Here is an 18,846-nt window from a genome sequence, read left to right as displayed (position 1 = left end):
ACTGGCTGCTGCCGCGATAGGGCACATGCGTCAGGCGGATGCCGGCGGCGGCCATGAGTTGCTCGATGAGGAAATGCGTGGCGCTGCCCTGGCCGGAGGAGCCGATGGTGAGGTCCCCCGGCTTCGCCTTCGCCGCCGCCACCAGCTCGCCCAGGCTGCGGAAGGGGCTGTCCGCCTTCACCGCCACGGTCAGTGGGCTGCGGCTGACCAGGGCGATCGGCGCCAGCTCCTTCTCCACGTCATAGGGCAGGCGCGGCTGCAGCACCGGGTTGACGGTCAGCGGGCCGTTGGAGCCGAGCAACAGGGTATGGCCGTCCGGCCGCGCCTTGGCCACCAGCTCCGCCCCCACCGTGCCGCCGCCCCCGGCGCGGTTCTCCACCACCATGGGCTGGCCCAGCGTCTTCTCCATAAAGGAGGCGATGAGGCGGCCCTGGATGTCCGAGGAGGTGCCGGCCGCGAAGGGCACGATCATGCGCAGCGGCTTGTCCGGGAAGGGTTGGGCGCGGGCGGGGCGCGGCAGCGCGGGCAGGGCAAGCGCTGCGGCCAGCAGCGCGCGTCTCTGGGGCATGGGCGGTTCCTCCGCGCCTGATCCTGCGCGGAAGCGGCCCCGGCGCCAAGGGTGCGCAACGAAATGGGCGGGGCAAGGAAGTGGCTTGTCGCCTGCCAACCATCCCGTGCATGGCCCTTCAGGCATCGGGCGGGGGTGTTGGCATGCCTCCAACCTGCGACTGCCCGCCGGCCTCAGCAGGGCGGGCGCCTCATCCGACCTGGCCGCTGCCCAGGATGCGCCGCAGGGCGAAGGCCAGCGCCGCCGCCAGCCCCAGCAGCAGCCAGGGCACCGTCGCCAGCGGCGCCAGGCCGAGCAGTGCCGGCAGCACCCCGGCGCCGAAGGTGGCCGCCGCCACCTGGAACCCGACCGCATGCGCCGCCGCCGCGGCGCCGAGCCGCGCCGGGGTGCGCGCCATGAGCGTGGGGTAAAGCGGCGCCAGCGCCACCGCCAGCAGCGCCAGGGCAGGCCCCGCCAGCCCCAGCGCGAAGCCGGCCGAGCCCAGCAGCACCGGCAGCAGCATGGCGCGGAGCAGCCGATCCGCCCCCAGCCGGTCCACCACGAAGCCCAGGGCGACGCGCCCGAGCGCCAGGGAGGCCCAGAACAGCGCCGTCGCCGCGCCGCCCGCCTCGGGCGTCGCGTCCCAGCGCTCCACCAGCACCGTCGCGGCCCATTGGCCGGTACCGGCCTCCAGCCCGCAATAGAGGACGAAGGCGGCGATCTGCCATCGCGCCAGGGGCAGGCGCAGCACGGAGAGAGCGCTGAGCCGCGGACGGGTGGCGGCCATCGCCTCCCTCTCCCTTGCCTGCCAGCGCCCGCGCGTCGCCAGGAAGCCGAGGGCGAGCGCCGCCAGCACCAACCCCACCGCCCCCCAGGCGGCGCGCCAGGGAAAGCCGGCGGCCAGCAGCGCGGTGGCGATGGCCGGGCCGAGCGTGGCCCCCAGCCCCCAGCAGGCATGCATCCAGTTCAAATGGCGCGGCGCGAAGCGGGTGGCGGCGAAGGCGTTCAGCGCGGCATCCACCGCGCCGCCGCCGCAACCGCCGAAGAGCGCCAGCAGGACCAGCACCGGGAAGGGCGGCGCCAGGGCAAAGCCCAGCGCGGCCGCCGCCGTCACCGCCACGCTGCCTGCCAGCACCCCGCCGATGCCGAGCGCGGCGATCAGCTGCCCGGCCAGCAGGCTGGCCGTGAAGGTGCCGGTGGCGGTCGCCGCCAGCAGCAGGCCCAGCGCCGCCTGCGGCGCGCCGTAATCGGCCCGCAGCACCGGCCAGAGCGTGCCCGGCAGAGTATCCGGCAGGCCGAGGCCGATGAAAGCGAGATAGGCGAGGAGGAGGAGCGGCACGCGCCGCCCTTAGAGCAGGTGGCCGGTGCTGTCGCCCCATATTGCCCCTGCGTGAAGGTGCCGCCCCTGTGTGCGGGAGGGTTCAGCTCCCCACCTTCAGCGTGCTGGTCAGGCCGCGCAGGCAGGCGAGGATGGAAAGGGGGGTGATCTTCCCGGTGCGGGGATTTTCTTCACTCGGTACGTTCTCGATGGTCATGGTCAGCCGCGCCGCCGCCGCCTCCACCTTGATGGTGTGGGTGTTGCGGGTCACGCCCGGGTCGCCCCAGATCTCCACCATGGTCCGCTCCGGCCCGATGCCGGCCAGCGCGAGCGCCGCGGCGACGTTCACATTGGCCGGGAAGCCGCGCGCCGCGTCGAAGGCATTGCCCTTGAAGACCAGGGTGGGCGTGGCGATGCTCAGCACGTCGATCCCGTTCTCGACGAGGTAGGGCGCGCCCTCCAGCCCGCGCGGCGGCTTGCGCGTCTGGATGGTCACGCTCGCCACCTCACCCTCCGCCGCGGCGCGGACGGCATCCAGTCCAAGCAGCGCGCCGGTCGGCACCACGATGCGCGCGCCGCTTTCCCTCGCCCGCACCACCAGATGCATCCGCGGTAGCAGGGCGCCGACCGAGGAGGGGACGAAGATGCGGCCCCGGGCGATGGCGGCCTCGGCGATCTGCTCGAACACCGCGGCAGGGGCGGCTTCCACCACGATATCGGCGCGTTCCGCGAGTTCCGGCAGGCTGACCAGCGCCGGCATGGCGCGGAAGCCGGCGAGGGTGCGCTTCGCCTTCTCCTGGTCCCCGGCGGCAACGGCGACGAGACGCAGCCCCTCCACGCCCTGATCGAGGGCCCGCGCGAGATGCGCGCCGATCGCCCCGAGGCCGCCGATCGCCACCGTCAGCTCGCCCGCCATCGCACCCTCTTCGCCGCTGCCAGAGGGCCTGCCCGTAGCAGATCCGGCAGGCGCGGCGGAAGGGCCCGGGTGCAGGGCGGAACCTTCGGCGGGCTGCCGCTTTCACCACCCATCCCGCCGCAAGGTGGGACCGCAATGATGGAGGAGTGAAATCATGCCCGTTCCTGCCTTGATGCGCGGCCTGGCCGCCGCGGCGCTGCTGACGACCGGCCTCGCCGCCTGCGACAGCACCCGCGACGGCAGCTCGGGCAATCCGCCGAGCACTGCCATGCAGCGCGCCTATGACCGCGCCACCGGCAGCCCGCGCACCTCGCCCGATGGCACCGGCAACAACCCCACCGGCACGGCGGCGGAGCGTGCCCTGGACCGCGCCGCGGGCAGCAATGTCTCCGGCGCCTATCCCGGCCAGTCGGATGGCCGGCCGGGCAACCCGCCGGGGACGGCAGCGGAGCGGGCCTATGACCGCGCCACCGGCTCCAACAGCAGCGGCGCCTACCCGCAGAACCGCTGAGCCGCGGATTGGATGACATCGGGCGGCGCGTTGCCATCCGCGCCGCCCGTTGCCCGCCGCGGCTTTGCCGTGGCCCGCTGTGCGACAACCTCGGACCCTTAGGCGCCCCTGGGGGGCCACGGCGCCGCGCAGCGGTGTCGTGGGGATCACACAACGGGGCTTCGGGCGCCGTCCACGTTGATGGCGGTGCCGGAGATGTAACCGCCCGCCTCCGAGCAGAGGAACAGGGCGAGGGAGGCGAATTCCTCCGGCTTACCGTAGCGGCCGAGCGGCAGCGAGGCGCCGAGCTTGCCCAGCCACTCCTCGTAGGACTCGTTGCTGCCGCTCTTCTGCCAGCGGCGATAATGCTGGTCGCTGTCGATCAGCCCGACCAGCATGGCATTTACCAGGATGTTGTGCTTTGCGCCCTCATGCGACTGCACCTTGGTCAGCGCCATGCCCGCGGCGCGGGAGACGGCGGTGGGCGCCCCCTCGGCCGGCGGCGCCTTGGCGCCGGTGTTCAGCACATTAATGATCCGGCCCCATTTCCGCGCCGCCATGCCCGGCCAGACCAGCCGGCCGAGCCGGATGGCAGCGAAGAGCTTCAGATCCAGGTCGTTCTGCCACAGCGCGTCGCTCACCTCGAGAAAGGGGGCGCGCTGGCTGGTGCCGGCATTGTTGATGAGGATGTCCACTTGGCCGAAGGCCTTCTCCGCGGCGGCGAAGGCGGCGTTGCAGCCCTCCGCCGTGGCGATGTCGGCGCCGATGGCGGCGACCTTGGCCGAGGGGGCCAGGGTCTTGATCTCGGCCTCGGCGGCGGCAAGCGACTCGGCGCCGCGGGCGACGATGGCCACCTTCCCGCCGGCGGCGGCGAAGGCCTTGGCCATGGCCAGACCCAGCCCTTTGGAGCCGCCGGTAATGAGCACCGAACGGCCTTCGATCCTGATATCCATGATGGGGTTTCCTCACCCTGAGCTTGAGCCCGGCGCTCCGATGGCGCCATGGGAGCCATTCTGCCAGGGTGGGCGAGGGGCGCAATCTGGGGGGCCGCCCCGGCTGGCGCCGCCGTCGGCCGTCATGCCGGTGCGGCAGACTCAAGGCCCATAGGGGGAAGGAGGGGTGGGGCGACCAACGGGACTCGAACCCGTGACATCCAGGACCACAACCTGGCGCTCTACCAACTGAGCTATGGCCGCCACACAGGGCGGGGGGAATAGGGCTAGCCGGCGGCTGCCGTCAACTGCTCCCCGCGCCGCCGCGCCAACCAGGCCCGCATCCGGGCCAGCGCCTCGTCCAGCACCGCATCCCCCTTGCAGAAGGCGAAACGGGCGTAATGGCTCGGCGCGCCCTCGCTGGCGTAGAAGGCGGTGACCGGAATCGCCGTCACCTTCGCCTCCTCGGTCAGGGCGCGGCAGAAGGCCACGTCGTCGCCATTGAAGCCCAGCGGGCGGATATCCGTGGTGATGAAGTAGCTGCCCTGGGCCGGCAGCACGCCGAAGCCGAGCTCCGCCAGCCCCTTGGCCAGCCGGTCCCGCTTCGCCTGCAGGCTGGCGGAGAGGCCGGCGAAATAGGCATCCTCCTTCATCAGCCCCACCGCGACGCCGCGCTGCAGGTTGGGCGCGGTGGTGAAGGTGAGGTTCTGATGCGCCTTCGCCACGTTCGGCGCCAGCGACCGGTCGCAGGTGATGTAGCCCACCTTCCAGCCGGTCAGGCTGAAGGTCTTGCCGGCGCTGCCGACGCGCATGCAGCGCTCCCGCATCCCCGGCAGGGTCATCAGCGGGATGTGCTTCCAGCCATCGAAGGTCAGATGCTCATAGACCTCGTCGCAGATGGCGTAGGCGCCGTGCCGCTGCAGCAGCTCGGCGATGAAGGCCAGTTCGGCCGCGGTGAAGACCTTGCCGGTCGGGTTCATCGGCGTGTTGAACAGGATGGCCTTGGTCTTCGGCCCGAAGGCCGCCGCCAGCTCCGCCCGCGGCAGCGCCCAGTCCGGCGGGGAGAGCCGCACCAGCTTCGGCACGGCACCGAGCAGCTTCACCACCGGCAGGTAGGTGTCATAGAGCGGCTCTATCAGCACGCATTCGTCGCCGGGGTTCAGCACGGCCATGAGGCAGGCGGTGATCGCCTCGGTGGCGCCGGAGGTGACGACGACCTCCGCATTCGGATCGACCTCGAGCCCGTAGAACCGCCTGTTGTGGGTGGCGACGGCCTGGCGCAGCTCCGGCACCCCGGTCAGCGGCGGGTACTGGTTGCGGCCGTCCTTCAGCGCCGCCGCCGCGGCCTCGATGACATCCTCCGGCCCGTCGTAATCCGGGAAGCCCTGGCCGAGGTTGATCGCCCCATGCTGCATCGCAAGCGCGGACATCACCGTAAAGATGGTGGTCCCGATGCCCGAGAGCAGCGCGTTCTGGTCCTTCAGGGGCTGCATCCGCCCGACCCTTCCTGTGGAAAAGGGCGCGCGCGCCGCTGCCGCGGGTCTGCCGGCCCGCCGGGCCGCGCGGGCGCCAGGTTGCTGCGGGCATAATGGGGGCCGGGCCGCCCGGCCGCAACCCGGCTCTCAGACAGGATATGCCGAAAATTTAAGCAGAATGCCGCCGAGATTTGCGAATCACCCCGCGAAACCCGCCAATTCCGGCCCGTGGGCCGATTGAACGGGTGGCACGGGGCGTGCAAAAAGCGCGGGGGTCGGCGCTTCGGCACGGGGCGCCGGCCCGGACCCGGGTTGCCGAGGCGAGCCCGGAGCCAGTCACCACGCGACGCGCCGGAATTTCCGCCGGCGGGCCAACCACGCCGGAACGCAAAGCGGAGCCGATGAAGAAGATCGAGGCCATCATCAAGCCCTTCAAGCTGGACGAGGTGAAGGACGCCCTGCACGAGATCGGCCTGCAGGGCCTCACCGTGGTCGAGGCGAAGGGCTTCGGGCGCCAGAAGGGCCACACGGAACTCTACCGCGGGGCCGAATACGTGGTGGACTTCCTGCCGAAGGTGAAGATCGAGGTGGTCTGCTCGGACGACCTGGTGGAGCGGGCGGTGGAGGCGATCAGCCAGGCCGCGCGCACCGGGCGGATCGGCGACGGCAAGATCTTCATCTCCGAGATCCAGGAGGTGATCCGCATCCGCACCGGTGAACGGGGCGAGGACGCGGTGTAGGAACCAGGCCGGCGCCGCGGGCGCCGCCGGAACAGGAACCAGGGTTTCGCCGCCGCCGGGACAAGCCCACGGCAGGCGGCGCAAGGCCCTTGTGCAGCCCGCCTTTGGCGGCGGCGCGGCATGGGGGATGCGGTGCGTGCCAGGGGTGCGCTTCGCGCCAGCGGGCGAGGGGGGACCCCCGAAAGGGGGCCCGGTTGAGGCTCAAGGGACCAGGATAACCGACATGGCAGATAAGGCAGCCGCCGTCTCCAAGGTCATGGAAATGATCAAGGAGCACAGCGTCGAGTACGTCGACTTCCGCTTCACCGACCCGCGCGGCAAGTGGCAGCATACCGCCCAGCACGTCTCCACCGTTGAGGAGGATACCTTCAACGAAGGCATCATGTTCGACGGCTCCTCCATCGCCGGCTGGAAGGCGATCAACGAGTCCGACATGATCCTGATGCCGGATCCCGAGAATGCCTGCATGGATCCGTTCTCTGCCAAGCCGCAGTTGATCCTGTTCTGCGACATCATCGAGCCGTCCACCGGCCAGATGTATTCCCGCGACCCGCGCAGCACCGCGAAGCGTGCCGAGGCCTATCTGAGGTCCTCCGGCATCGGCGATACCGCCTATTTCGGCCCCGAGGCCGAGTTCTTCGTGTTCGACAGCGCCAAGTTCGGCACCGGCGGCAATTTCGCGCACTACTCCCTGGAGTCCATCGAGGGCCCGGGCGCGAACATGAAGGACTACCCGGAAGGCAATATGGGCCATCGCCCGGGCGTGAAGGGTGGCTACTTCCCGGTCCCGCCGGTGGATAGCGAGCAGGATCTGCGCGCCGAGATGCTCTCGACCATGATCGAGATGGGCGTCCCCGGCGAGAAGCATCACCACGAGGTGGCGCAGTCGCAGCACGAGCTGGGTACCAAGTTCGGCCCGCTGGTGCAGCAGGCCGACTTCATGCAGATCTACAAGTACTGCATCCACAACGTCGCCCATAGCTACGGCAAGACGGCGACCTTCATGCCGAAGCCGATCTATGGCGACAACGGCTCCGGCATGCATGTGCACCAGTCGATCTGGCGGGACGGCAAGCCGCTCTTCGCCGGCAACGGCTATGCCGACCTCTCGATGGAGGCGCTCTACTACATCGGCGGCATCATCAAGCACGCCAAGGCGCTGAACGCCTTCACCAACCCGACGACGAACAGCTACAAGCGGCTGATCCCGGGCTTCGAGGCGCCGGTGCTGCTGGCCTATTCCGCCCGCAACCGCTCCGCCTCCTGCCGCATCCCCTACGCGACCAGCCCGAAGGCGAAGCGCGTCGAGGTCCGCTTCCCGGATCCGGGCGCGAACCCCTACCTCGCCTTCTCGGCGATGCTGATGGCCGGCCTCGACGGCATCCGCAACAAGATCCATCCGGGCGACCCGATGGACAAGGACCTCTACGACCTGCCGCCGGAGGAGCTGAAGGGCATCCCGACGGTGTGCGGCTCGCTGCGGGAAGCGCTGACCTCGCTCGAGGCGGACCACGAGTTCCTGCTGGCCGGCGACGTCTTCACCAAGGACCAGATCGAGAGCTACGTCGAGCTGAAGTGGGCGGATGTGTACCGCTTCGAGCACACCCCGCACCCGGTCGAGTTCGAGATGTACTACTCTGTCTGATCCCCTCCGGGGTTCAGGCAAGCGGGCCGCATCCCTCGGGATGCGGCCCGTTTTTCATCCTGCCGCTCCGCGGCGGACCGCATCCTTCGGGATTCGGTCCGCTTTCCGTTCTGCCGCTCCGCGGCGGGCCGCATCCTCCGGGGGGCGCGGCCCGTTTGCGTTGTGGCGCCGGCCGCCGCATAGCTGATGGACAGAGCGAGGTCCGCCACATGGACAAGGACGCATTGACCGCCTGGGCGCTGGCCAATGGCTGGCAGATGATCGGCGGCAACCCGTCGCTGACCAAGCCCTCCGCGCCGAAGGAAGCGATCGTCCGCCTGGTCATGAAGGCGACGGTGGTGGCGCTGGAGGTGAAAAAGCCCGCCGGCAAATGGGAGAAGATGGCCAGCGCGGCCTACGGCAAGATCGAAGCCGACCCGGAGGGCGGACCGCCGCATGGCCTCGGCCTCGACACCATCACCGGCTTCACCATGCTGATGCGGGAGAACAAGGACCGCCAAGTCTTCGCCCGGATGACCGGCAAGGGCTGAGCGGCGGGAGCCCAGCGCCCTCGTAGCCGGCGGCAGTCAGCGGTCGCTCGTGCCGGTAGCCGCCGACCCGGGGCTGGGCGGCACGGCACCAACCCCAAGCCGATGCCGCTTTCGCCTATTCGAAGAAGCGGTTCTTCGGCCGCGGCAGGCCGAGATTCTCCCGCAGCGTCCGCCCCTCATACTCCCGGCGGAAGATCCCCCGTCGCTGCAGCTCCGGCACCACCTTCTCGACGAAATCCTCGAGCCCGCCCGGCAGGTAGGGGAACATGACGTTGAAGCCGTCCGAGCCCCTGTCCTCCAGCCAGGCCTGCATCTCGTCCGCGATCATCGCCGGCGTGCCGACCATCGCCAGCCCGCCATAGCCGCCCAGCCGCTGGGCAAGCTGCCGGACATTCAGCCCCTCCCGCTGCGCCAGCGCGATCACCCGCTCCCGCCCGCTCTTACTCGCATTGGTGTCCGGAATCTCCGGCAGCGGGCCCTCCGGGGCGAAGCGGGAGGCATCGGTGCCGAGGGCGATGGAAAGCGAGGCGATGGCGCTTTCGTAGTGCACCAGGCTGTCCAGCGTGGCGCGCTTCCGCTTCGCCTCCTCCAGCGTGTCGCCCACCACCACGAAGCAGCCGGGCAGGATCTTCAGATGCTCCGGATCCCGCCCCAGCTTCGCCATGCGGCCCTTCACATCGGCATAGAATTCTTGCGCGCTGGCCAGCGTGCCATGGGCGCCGAAGATCACTTCCGCCGTCTCCGCCGCAAGCTGCCGCCCGGCATCGGAGGCGCCGGCCTGCACGATCACCGGCCAGCCCTGCACCGGCCGCGCGATGTTCAGCGGTCCGCGCACCGAAAGGTAGTCGCCGCGGTGATCCAGCACATGCATCCGCGCGGGGTCGAAGAAGATGCCGCTCTCGGCGTCGCGGAGGAAGGCATCCTCCGCGAAGCTGTCCCAGAGGCCGGTGACGACGTCGTAGAATTCGCGGGCACGGCGGTAGCGCTCGCCATGCTCCATATGCTCCTCCAGTCCGAAATTCAGCGCCGCATCCGGGTTGGAGGTGGTGACGATGTTCCACCCCGCCCGCCCGCCGCTGAGATGATCCAGCGAGGCGAAGCGGCGGGCGATGTGGTAGGGCGCGTCGAAGGTGGTGGAGGCGGTGGCGATCAGCCCCAGCCGCTCCGTGCTGACCGCCAGCGCCGAGAGCAGGGTGAAGGGCTCGAAGCTCGTCACCGTGTGGCTGCGCTTCAGCGCCTCCACCGGCATGTTCAGCACGGCCAGGTGGTCGGCCATGAAGAAGGCGTCGAACTTCCCGCGCTCCAGCGTCTGGGCCAGGTAGCGCAGCCGGGGGAAGTTGAAATTGGTGTCCCGCCAGGCGCCGGGGTAGCGCCAGGCGCCGGTATGGATGGAAACCGGGCGCATGAAGGCGCCGAGCCGCAATTGCCGCTTTGCCATCGGGAAATTCTCCGCTTTCCGCAAAGATGCCCCCGCTGCGCCGTGGTTCAAGCCATCCCGCCGGCGCGGTGGCCGGTTGCCGCTCCCGGCCGTTTCGCTTCATTCTGCGCCATCCCTATCGAAAGACGCGCGGATGACCGAAGCCTGGACCCTGGACGCCACCGAGACCGCCCGCCTCATCCGGATCGGCCAGCTTTCGGCGAAGGAGGCGGTGCAATCCGCCCTCGCCCGGGTCGAGGCGGTGAATCCGAAGCTGAACGCGGTGGTGCAGGTGCTGGGCGAGGAGGCGCTGGACGCCGCCGCGGCGGCGGATGCGGCCCGGGCGCGGGGTGAGGCGCTGGGCCCGCTGCATGGCGTGCCGGTGACCACCAAGGTCAATGTGGACCAGAAGGGCGTGCCGACCACCAACGGCGTCGTCGCCCTGAAGGACGCAATCGCGCGGGAGGACGGGCCGGTCGTGGCCAATCTCCGCAAGGCGGGCGCCATCATCATCGGCCGGACGAACACTCCGGCCTTCTCCATGCGGCTCTTCACCGCGAACGATCTGCATGGCCCCACCTACAATCCCTGGGACAAGAGGCGGACGCCGGGCGGCTCCTCCGGCGGGGCGGGTTCCGCCGCGGCGGCCGGGATGGGCGGCATCGCCATGGGCAATGACATCGCTGGCTCCATCCGCTGGCCGGCCTTCTGCAACGGTGTGGTGGGGCTGCGGCCGAGCCTCGGCCGGGTGCCGGCGATGAACCCTTCGGCCCCCATCGCCCGCAGCTTCGCCTCCCAGATGATGGCGATGAACGGCCCGCTGACCCGCAGCGTGCGGGATGCGCGCCTCGCCCTCGGCCCGCTCTCGGCGCCGGATTACCGGGACAACCGCTATGTCCCGGCGCCGCTGGAGGGACCGCCCCCGCCGCGCCCGATCAAGGTCGCCCTGGTGCCTGCCCCGGACGGCGCGCCGACCGCGCCCGAGCTGCAGGACGCCGTACGCCGCGCCGGGCGCCTGCTGGAAGCGGCCGGCTATGCGGTGGAGGAGCCGCAGCACCCGGGCTTCGCCGCCCTCACCCGCCTCTGGCACGCCATCGGCGTGCGGGACGTGTTCGGCGGGCTGGCGGAGAGCATTGCCGAGAAGGGCGATGCCGGCATCCGCCATTCGGTGGAGAGCTGGCTGACGCTGCACCCCATGGCGAGCTACGACGAGTACCGTGCCGCCATCGCTGAGCGCGACGCCATGCTGCACCGCTGGACCATGTTCCTGCAGGAGTATCCCATCGTGGTGCTGCCGGGCGGCGGGGAGCAGGCCCTCCCGGTGGATCTCGACATGCAGGGGGCGGAGGGGATGCGGCGCGTCCTCGCCGCCGCCCATACTCAGGTCGGCCTGCCGGTGCTCGGCCTGCCGGTCCTGGCCGTGCCGCTGGGGGAGGCGCATGGGTTGCCGCTCGGCGTGCAGGTTATGGGGGCGCGGTTCCGGGAGGATCTGATCCTCGCGGCCGGCGAGGTGATCGAGGGCGAGGAGGGTCCGCGCCCGCCGATCGACCCGCGCTGGTGACGGCCGCGGCGCTTCGCATCCTGCCTCTGCCGTGCTAGCTGGGGTGCGCTACGCCGTGCGGGTGTGGCGGAATGGTAGACGCGACGGACTCAAAATCCGTTTCTGGCGACAGAGTGTCGGTTCGAGTCCGACCACCCGCACCATCCCCTTTTCCATCATTTTTGAGTCTCATAAGGGACTGAGTGCATGGAGATTTGGGCGGTTCGATAACCCCCTCCTGCACTTAGAGCGGCTCAAAGCCGGCCATCTTCAGGTCTAAACTGTGGATTTGGCTAAGCTCGAAGGATTCTGTTTTTTGCCCTTACTGCAGATGGTCCCCTGACGACAGATTCAGTGCCGCATGGCGGTCCTCGATCCGGTCAGAAAGCCATGATCTGTAAGGCTTTGCGAGAAAGCCGAACGTACTTCGATAAGTTTCCTAAGCTCTTCAGCGGCTTGCCGCAATTCGCCGGGCGCTCGCGCATGAATGCCTTCTGGATTTCCAGCTCTCGATACGGCGCTCATAGGTTGAGACGACGGATGCGTTGCTCGCTTCAGTCGCTAGGCGCGACCTCCTGGCAGATCAGCTTGCCCCATCGACCACCGTTCATCTCTTCGGCTGGTCGGCGCTGCTGCCTTCCCGCATGAGGCTGACAGCCGCAGGACCGGATCTGGCCGTGCATCACAGCTCCAAGCCGTGCCTCTTTCTCCTGCCTGCAGTCGCAGCGGAACCGTGCCAGCCTCCCTTCATTCGGGCGACGCCCCTGATCTCCAGCCTGGCTGAGCGAGCCCGAGGCGGTCGTCGCCGTCCTGCGTCGAGCCTCCTTCCGTGCCACGGCGATGTCAGCGACTGCGCTCAGCGCCGCTGTCGGAAAGTTCGAGGCGAGCCCTGGTGTTCGCCTGTTCAGTCTTCGCCACCGCAGCGCGGAGATCCACTCACCGCTGCCACCTGCGTCCAAGCAGATCCGTGCGCAGAGCTCACACGCAAGCAACGCCCCTCGGATGTCGGCGCGGCCCGCGCAGACGGCCTGCAGCGCGTCTCACATCAGCCGCGGCTCCTTTTGCGGTGCGGCCGGATAGACCGATACTATCAGATCGTCGGCGGCGTCCGAACTCCTCAAACCTCCTGCCCCTGCTCAACACGGCCTGCAGGAACCGTCTCGATCCTTCCACGCTTTTCCGGGGCGCCGCCGCAGGAGGGCACGCCGTCATGGAAGGAACCGAGACCACAACAATCCGGAAGGTGATGTGGAGGCTGATGCCCTTCCTCTTCGTCTGCTACTTCGTCGCCTATCTGGACCGGGTGAATGTCGGCTTCGCAAAGCTGCAGATGAATTCGGCCCTCGGCCTCTCGGAGGCAGCCTATGGTCTTGGTGCCGGCCTGTTCTTCATTTCCTACTTCTTGTTGGAAGTGCCCTCCAACCTTGCGCTCGACCGGTTCGGCGCGCGGCTGTGGATTGCCCGCATCATGCTCAGCTGGGGGCTGATTTCCGGCCTCTTCGCCTTCATCCAGCCACTCTCATCCGCGACCGGACTCTCGACCGAGTGGATGTTCTACATCCTGCGCTTCCTGCTCGGCGCGGCGGAGGCGGGCTTCTTTCCCGGCATCATCTTCTACCTCACGCTATGGTTTCCTTCGGTCTACCGGGCGCGCGTCGTGGCGCTGTTCATGCTGGCGATTCCGTTTTCTTCGATCCTCGGCGGGCCGGTCTCCGGCGCATTGCTGAACCTCTCCGGCGGAGGGCTTGAAGGCTGGCAATGGTTGTTTATCTTGGAAGCATTGCCGTCGATCCTGATGGCGTTCGGGGTCATCTTCTACCTGACGGATCGGCCGGCGCAGGCCACTTGGCTGACCGAGCAGGAGCGGACCTGGCTGCAGGCGCGCCTTGACGTCGAGCACGAGCACAAGCAGGCCGCCGAGCACATCAGCATCGGCCGGTCGTTGAGCGATTCGCGGGTTCTGGCCTGCGCTTTCGTCTATTTCTGTCTCAATGCGGCGAGCTACGGCGTTGCCTTCTTCCTGCCCACCATCGTCAAGGGCTTTGGGGTCAGCAACTTCCAGACCGGGCTACTGGCCGCGCTCCCCTTCGTCTTTGGCGCCATCGGCATGGTTCTGCTCGGCCGCAACTCCGACCGGACGCTGAAGCGCAGGGAGCATGTCTGCTTCGCCATGATCCTGGCGGCGGTGGGAGTCGCCGGGGCTGGGCTGGTGTCCTCCCCGGTCCTGGTACTGGGGCTGCTGTGCCTCAGCCAGATCGGCGTTTCGGCGACACCGCCCCTGCTCTGGCCCATTCCCAGCGCCTTCCTCACCGGCACTTCGGCCGCGGCCGGCATTGCCGTGATCAATTCCATCGGCAACCTGTCAGGCTTCGCCGGTCCCTATCTGATGGGCTATCTGCGGGACGCAACCGGCGACTTCACGGCGGGGCTGCTCGTTCTTGGCGGCTGTGCCCTGGTCGGCGGCATTGTTGCCATGATGCTGAAAGTCAGCACCCACCTCGAGACCGCCGCATCGCGTGCACCTGCGCAAGCACGCCGAGCGTAGCCCTTTGGGCAGAGCCGGGCAGGGACGCGGCGGCGGCTCCTGCGGAGCGAGCTGTCCTGCCAGCGGCGTTCTGTGCCGCGGCTGGCCTTTGGCGTTAGGATCAGGCGGAGTCACGGCCGCAGGGGAAGCACTTCATGAACAGCATCGCGGCGTTCAGGATCAGTGTCTGTGGTATCGAGGAACTGGGCGGGCATTGCGCAACCGGCGTCAGCCACGTCCTGTCGATCCTCGATCCGGACTGGCCGGTGCCGGAGGCATTCGGCGCCTTTGGCGAGCATCGGAAACTCGAACTGCGATTTCACGACGTCATCGAGGACCGGCCCGGGACCGTCGCGCCGCGGCAGGAACACGTCATGGAACTGCTGGCCTTTGGCCGCGACCTGCTCGCGGAGCCGCCGGACGGCGCGCATCTGCTGGTGCATTGTCACGCCGGCATCTCGCGGTCCACGGCATCGCTTGCGTTGATCCTGGCACAAGCCTTGCCCGATAGCTCCGCCGAGCAGATCCTCGGCGAGATCCTGCGCATCCGTGAAAAGGCCTGGCCCAATCTGCGCATCCTGGAGATGGGGGATGCGCTGCTGAACCGCCGTGGCGAGCTGGTTGCCGCTGCGTCCAGCATCTATCGGACGCAGCTCGCGCGGCGGCCACATCTTGCAGATATTATGCGGTCGGACGGCCGGGGCCGCGAAGTCGCAGCCGCGGAAGCTTGACCACCCCCCCTCGCGACAGGAGCCGGATCGGCGACCCATGATCGCGCGAGAGCCGCAGGGCCAGAACGTGATCGGTTAAGTCGACCGAACCCGTAAATCGCATGGCCAAATAATGAGCTGGAGCGGGATGGGTGAGCGAAGCTCAACCCATCCCGCTTCAGGGGCGGATAGGTTCAGTCCAGGGTTGCCCCGGAAATCTCCACCAGCCTCTGCCAGACCTTCTCCTGCTCGGCCATGTAGGCGCCATAGGCCGCCGGCGAATCGTCCGCGACGGGCGTGAAGCCGATCGGCTCCATGCGCTGCCGGAACGCATCCGACCGGACGACCTCGGTGATTGCCCGGTGCAGGATGGCGATGCGGCTGTCCGGCGTGCGCGCCGGTGCGTTGATGGCGTACCAGCTCTGAATGTCGATGCCGGAATCCGGCAGCAGCTCCTTCATCCCGGGCACGTCGCGCAGCTCCGGAACATAGGTGACGCGCTCGGCGCTGCCGACCGCCAGCGGGCGGAACTTCCCCTCGCGGACATTCGGCATCGCCGCCGGAATCACGTCGAACATCATGTCGATATTGCCGGCGTAGAGATCCTGGAAGGCCGGGCCGCCGCCACGATAGGGCACATGGGTGATGTCCACCCCCGCGGCACGCTTCAGCGACTCGATGGCCAGGTGGCTGGCCGTCCCGGTGCCGGAGGAGCCCATGGTGAGCTTGCCCGGGTCCTTTTTGGCCGCCGCAATCAGCTCCGCGAAGCTCTTCCAGGGTCGGCTCGAATTCACGATCAGCAGGACCGTCCCGGTGGTGACGCGGGTGATGGGCGCCAGGTCCCGCATCGGATCCAGCGGCATCGAGTGGCGGTAGAGGAATTTGTTGGCGCAGAGGATGGAGGCCGAGCCGAGCAGCAAGGTGTACCCGTCATTCTCGGCCTTGGCGACGACATCGGCGCCGAGATTGCCGCCGGCTCCGCCGCGGTTGTCGATCAGCATGTTCTGACCGAGGAGGGCTTGCAGCCGCTCGGCGAGGAAGCGGCCGGTGAGGTCAACGGCGCCGCCGGGCGCGTAAGGCACGACGATCCGGATCGGACGTGTGGGAAAATCAGGGGCTTGGCCGCGGGCGGACAGGGCGGGAATGGCGAGGGCAGCACCCCCTACCAAGCTTCGACGGCTGATCATCCTGCACCTCCAATGGCATCATGCGTTGGTAACGGGTCTGGCATGGCTCATGCGATTGCGCCACCCTCAGGCCGGACTCCCGGCCGCTCCCCTTCCCGACGATGATCGGCCCGTGTGGCGTGAAGGGCATTACGCTTGCGGCTGCCCTGCGTTCTCGAAGCATTTCGGTATTCGCATGAGAGGCATGGAATCGCCGGATGGCGCATGCGCATTTGAGCGCCTCCCGGTGCGTCTGGTGGACGACCCTGCGCGCCTGCGCCCCATCCGTGGTCCGTGCCAGCGCCGAGCGGCTCCGCGCGCTGCCGGCATCCTTGGTGTCCAGGCCAAGCCGTACCAGGCTGCGTGCCTGATCGGGAATTGTCAGGTCCGTCCGCCCTCGCCCGCTACGGATTCTCCGCTGCCATGAAAGAACGCAAGCGCGTATCAGTTCGCCCCGGATGCCGCACCGGCTTCGACGACCGCGGCGACATCCTGCAGCTTCGGCATGGCCAGGCAGAGGCCCAGCAGGTGCTCGACCCGGTCGGCCCCCAGGCTGCGCCGTGCCAGGCCGCGGAATTTAGCCTCCAATTGCGCGTCGGTCATTGGCTTGGTGACGCTGCCGATGGCGTTTTCGGTGAAGCGCTCGACCACGCGGCCGTCCTGCAGCCTTAGGGTCACAACAGCCTGGTTGTCGCGCAGTGCGGCATCGGGCCTCGCCTCGGCGCGCTCCTGCAGGCTGCGCACTGCCGGATCGGCGACGCAGGCCTGCTCGCCCTCCGCGACGCCGGCCGCACCGCGCAGCAGGGCGGCGGCAACCCAGTGGTAGAGGCTCACCTGCGCCTCCAGCTCGGTCTCGGGAAGCTTCCGCCAGCAGAGATTCAGCGCATCGGGGTGGACGCGCAACTCGATCCGCTCGATCGCCTCGGCGCTGACTTTGTCCTCCTGCACAAGCGCCAGGCAGGCGTCGATGGCCGGATGGATGACGATGCCGCAGGGGTAGGGCTTGTAGGTGTTGTTCAGGACCTCGAAATCCTGCCTGAGCTTGTCGAGAACCGGCGCGGCGTCATGCGCGCCGGTGAGCACCTGGAGCAGGCCGTTCCTTCCATCGATGGCGCCCGGACCGCAGCTGAAATCGGCCTGCGCCATATGCGCGGCGACCAGCCCGTCGCGTGCCGCGACGCCGGGCACGAAGGTGATGGCCATGCTGCCATGGACGGAGCGCGTCCCGCAGGCCTGCGCCGCCGCCAGCCCGATGGCATGGGCGAGTTGCGCCGGCCGCAGATGGAGCAGGCGGCCGACCGCAGCGGCGGCACCGATGCCGCCGGACAGGCCGGTCATGTACCAGCCCTGGTTGGCCTTGCCCGCCGCGATGGCGCAGCTGATGCGGCATTCCAGTTCCATCCCCACCATCAGGGCGGTGAGCAATTCGGGGCCGGAGACGGGCCGGCCCTTGGCCGCCAGCGCGTGCGCCGTCGCGGCAAGGGCGGCGGCCACGGGACCCGTGGGGTGTGTGATGGTGGCGAGATGCGTGTCGTCGAAGGTGTGGGCCGAGGTGCTCATGCTGTTCAGCAGCGCGGCATCGGCCAGGCTGACGCGCTCCGGCCGGCCGAACACCGGCACCGGGCCTTGCGGCGCCATGGCCAGTACGCCGCGCATGGCGGCATGCATGATCGCGGTGGACGCACCCCCGGTGGCGCAGGCGACGAAATTCAGCCAGGCCCGCACGGATTCCCGCTGGACGGCCTCGGGCAGCGTCTCCCATCTGGCGCCGGCGGCGAACTCGGCCATCGATGGAAGGGCGGGACCGGGTTGGGGTTGGGTCATCGGCGGCTCCTGCCAGCCATCGGTGCGCGGCAGCAGCGCCGGCACCGTAAGGCCCTGATACGGATCATCCTGCGTGCCTGAACGCCGTGGTCCTGCCAAGCGGTCCGGTCATCGGTTCTGGCGTCAGTCCAGGGAGGCGCCAGAGGCGCGGACGATGGGGGCCCATTTCGCGGCTTCGGCACGGATGAAGCCACCCGTCTCCGCCGGCGAGAAGGCGCGCTCCATCTCCACGCCAAGCTCGGCGAGCCTGGAGCGGATGTCGGGCAGGCCCAGGACGGCGCCGAGCTCGCGGTTGAGGCGCTCCACCACCTCCGGTGGCGTCCCCCGCGGCGCCATGATCACGGCCCAGGTATACGCCTCGAAGCCCGCCAGCCCCGCCTCGGCGAAGGTCGGTACCTCCGGCAGGATAGCGGCCCGCCGCGCCGAAGCCACCGCCAGGGCGCGCAGCGCGCCGGCACGCACCAGCGGCGCGGCCGCGGTGACCGGGTCGATGGCAAAGGTGATATGCCCGGCCACCAGGTCGTTCAGCGCCGGCGCTTCGCCGCGATAGGGAACATGCCGCACCTTGGTGCCGGTCATCTGCGCCAGCAATTCCGGCGCGAGATGCATCGGGCTGCCAGCCCCGGCCGAGCCATAGGCATGGCGCTCGGGCTCGGCCCGCAGCAGGGCGACGAAGCTCGCCAGGTCGCGGGCTCGCAAGCCCGGATTCACCACCAGCACGCAAGGCGTCAGGCCGATCATCCCAACGGGCGTAAAGTCACCTTCCGAATCATAGGGCAGCGACTTGAAGAGAGCGGGATTGGTCGCATGCGCCAGGGTGGTGACCAGCAGGCTGTAGCCGTCCGGCACGGAGCGGGCGACGAAGCCCGTGCCCACCGTCACGCCGGCGCCGGGCCGGTTGTCGATCACGATCGGCTGGCCGAGGCGGGCGGACATGGCCTCGGCGGCGATGCGGGCCATCACATCCGTCGTGCCGCCGGCCGGGTAGGGCACCGTCAGTCGGATGGGACGCACCGGATAGGCCGCCGGCTGGGCACGGGCCACGAAGGGTGCCGCGAGGAGGGAGGCGCAG

The 18,846-nt window shown here is 69.1% G+C and carries 16 protein-coding genes and 2 tRNA genes; 8 read left to right on the top strand and 10 right to left on the bottom strand.

Going from position 1 to position 18,846, the window contains the following annotated elements:
* The 3 genes from NJ376_RS02865 to NJ376_RS02855 all read right to left on the bottom strand — a co-directional run.
* Positions 1–568 (bottom strand): Bug family tripartite tricarboxylate transporter substrate binding protein (locus tag NJ376_RS02865; RefSeq protein WP_252951726.1); only part of this gene is annotated, 568 nt, incomplete at its 3' end.
* Positions 569–758: 190 nt separating this feature from the next.
* Positions 759–1,886, bottom strand: coding sequence for an MFS transporter (locus NJ376_RS02860; protein ID WP_252951725.1), 1,128 nt, complete (start codon positions 1,884–1,886; stop codon positions 759–761).
* Between the two features lie 82 nt (positions 1,887–1,968).
* On the bottom strand, positions 1,969–2,781 hold the full coding sequence (locus NJ376_RS02855) for an aspartate dehydrogenase (RefSeq protein ID WP_252951724.1): 813 nt from the start codon (positions 2,779–2,781) through the stop codon (positions 1,969–1,971).
* 154 nt (positions 2,782–2,935) lie between these two features.
* On the opposite strand from NJ376_RS02855, the gene NJ376_RS02850 reads away from it, so the two are divergent.
* Positions 2,936–3,292 carry a hypothetical protein gene (locus tag NJ376_RS02850; protein ID WP_252951723.1) on the top strand — a complete coding sequence of 119 codons (357 nt, stop codon included), beginning with the start codon at positions 2,936–2,938 and terminating at the stop codon, positions 3,290–3,292.
* A gap of 146 nt (positions 3,293–3,438) precedes the next feature.
* Here NJ376_RS02850 and NJ376_RS02845 read toward each other — a convergent pair whose 3' ends face one another.
* The 3 genes from NJ376_RS02845 to NJ376_RS02835 form a co-directional block, all read right to left on the bottom strand.
* A complete protein-coding gene (locus NJ376_RS02845) occupies positions 3,439–4,224 on the bottom strand; it encodes an SDR family NAD(P)-dependent oxidoreductase (RefSeq protein ID WP_252951722.1) in 786 nt (261 codons plus the stop codon).
* Positions 4,225–4,391: 167 nt separating this feature from the next.
* A tRNA-His gene (locus NJ376_RS02840) sits at positions 4,392–4,467 on the bottom strand.
* A 23-nt stretch (positions 4,468–4,490) separates the two neighbouring features.
* A complete protein-coding gene (locus NJ376_RS02835; RefSeq protein ID WP_252951721.1) occupies positions 4,491–5,696 on the bottom strand; it encodes an aminotransferase in 1,206 nt (401 codons plus the stop codon).
* 383 nt (positions 5,697–6,079) lie between these two features.
* Between NJ376_RS02835 and NJ376_RS02830 the strand changes: the two genes are divergently transcribed.
* The 3 genes from NJ376_RS02830 to NJ376_RS02820 all read left to right on the top strand — a co-directional run bounded on the left by NJ376_RS02830 (position 6,080) and on the right by NJ376_RS02820 (position 8,593).
* On the top strand, positions 6,080–6,418 hold the full coding sequence (locus NJ376_RS02830) for a P-II family nitrogen regulator (protein WP_149541290.1): 339 nt from the start codon (positions 6,080–6,082) through the stop codon (positions 6,416–6,418).
* A 223-nt stretch (positions 6,419–6,641) separates the two neighbouring features.
* Entirely contained in the window at positions 6,642–8,063 is a 1,422-nt protein-coding gene (gene glnA / locus NJ376_RS02825) for a type I glutamate--ammonia ligase (RefSeq protein ID WP_252951720.1), read from the top strand.
* Positions 8,064–8,272: 209 nt separating this feature from the next.
* Positions 8,273–8,593: a hypothetical protein gene (locus NJ376_RS02820; protein ID WP_252951719.1), complete on the top strand. Its 321-nt coding sequence runs from the start codon at positions 8,273–8,275 to the stop codon at positions 8,591–8,593.
* 115 nt (positions 8,594–8,708) lie between these two features.
* Here the strand turns inward: NJ376_RS02820 and NJ376_RS02815 are convergent, their stop codons facing one another.
* Positions 8,709–10,031, bottom strand: a complete 1,323-nt coding sequence (locus NJ376_RS02815) for an LLM class flavin-dependent oxidoreductase (protein WP_252951718.1) — start codon at positions 10,029–10,031, stop codon at positions 8,709–8,711.
* 133 nt (positions 10,032–10,164) lie between these two features.
* Here NJ376_RS02815 and NJ376_RS02810 point away from each other — a divergent pair, with 133 nt between their 5' ends.
* The 4 genes from NJ376_RS02810 (at position 10,165) to NJ376_RS02795 (ending at position 14,805) form a co-directional block, all read left to right on the top strand.
* Positions 10,165–11,571 carry an amidase gene (locus tag NJ376_RS02810; RefSeq protein WP_252951717.1) on the top strand — a complete coding sequence of 469 codons (1,407 nt, stop codon included), beginning with the start codon at positions 10,165–10,167 and terminating at the stop codon, positions 11,569–11,571.
* A 57-nt stretch (positions 11,572–11,628) separates the two neighbouring features.
* Positions 11,629–11,714, top strand: a tRNA-Leu gene (locus tag NJ376_RS02805).
* Between the two features lie 1,046 nt (positions 11,715–12,760).
* Positions 12,761–14,095, top strand: a complete 1,335-nt coding sequence (locus NJ376_RS02800; RefSeq protein ID WP_252951716.1) for an MFS transporter — start codon at positions 12,761–12,763, stop codon at positions 14,093–14,095.
* 134 nt (positions 14,096–14,229) lie between these two features.
* Positions 14,230–14,805 carry a tyrosine phosphatase family protein gene (locus tag NJ376_RS02795; protein ID WP_252951715.1) on the top strand — a complete coding sequence of 192 codons (576 nt, stop codon included), beginning with the start codon at positions 14,230–14,232 and terminating at the stop codon, positions 14,803–14,805.
* Between the two features lie 173 nt (positions 14,806–14,978).
* Here NJ376_RS02795 and NJ376_RS02790 read toward each other — a convergent pair whose 3' ends face one another.
* From NJ376_RS02790 to NJ376_RS02780, 3 genes are all read right to left on the bottom strand, one after another.
* Entirely contained in the window at positions 14,979–15,866 is an 888-nt protein-coding gene (locus tag NJ376_RS02790; protein ID WP_252951714.1) for a Bug family tripartite tricarboxylate transporter substrate binding protein, read from the bottom strand.
* Between the two features lie 528 nt (positions 15,867–16,394).
* Positions 16,395–17,774, bottom strand: coding sequence for an MmgE/PrpD family protein (locus tag NJ376_RS02785; protein ID WP_252951713.1), 1,380 nt, complete (start codon positions 17,772–17,774; stop codon positions 16,395–16,397).
* Positions 17,775–17,897: 123 nt separating this feature from the next.
* Positions 17,898–18,818: a tripartite tricarboxylate transporter substrate binding protein gene (locus tag NJ376_RS02780; protein WP_252951712.1), complete on the bottom strand. Its 921-nt coding sequence runs from the start codon at positions 18,816–18,818 to the stop codon at positions 17,898–17,900.
* Positions 18,819–18,846: the final 28 nt, after the last annotated feature.

The sequence above is a fragment of the Siccirubricoccus soli genome (genome assembly GCF_024178315.1).
Taxonomy (GTDB): Bacteria; Pseudomonadota; Alphaproteobacteria; order Acetobacterales; family Acetobacteraceae; genus Siccirubricoccus; species Siccirubricoccus soli.
The sequence above is the reverse complement of the archived record's forward strand: the minus strand, read 5'-3'. Positions and strand labels throughout refer to the sequence as shown.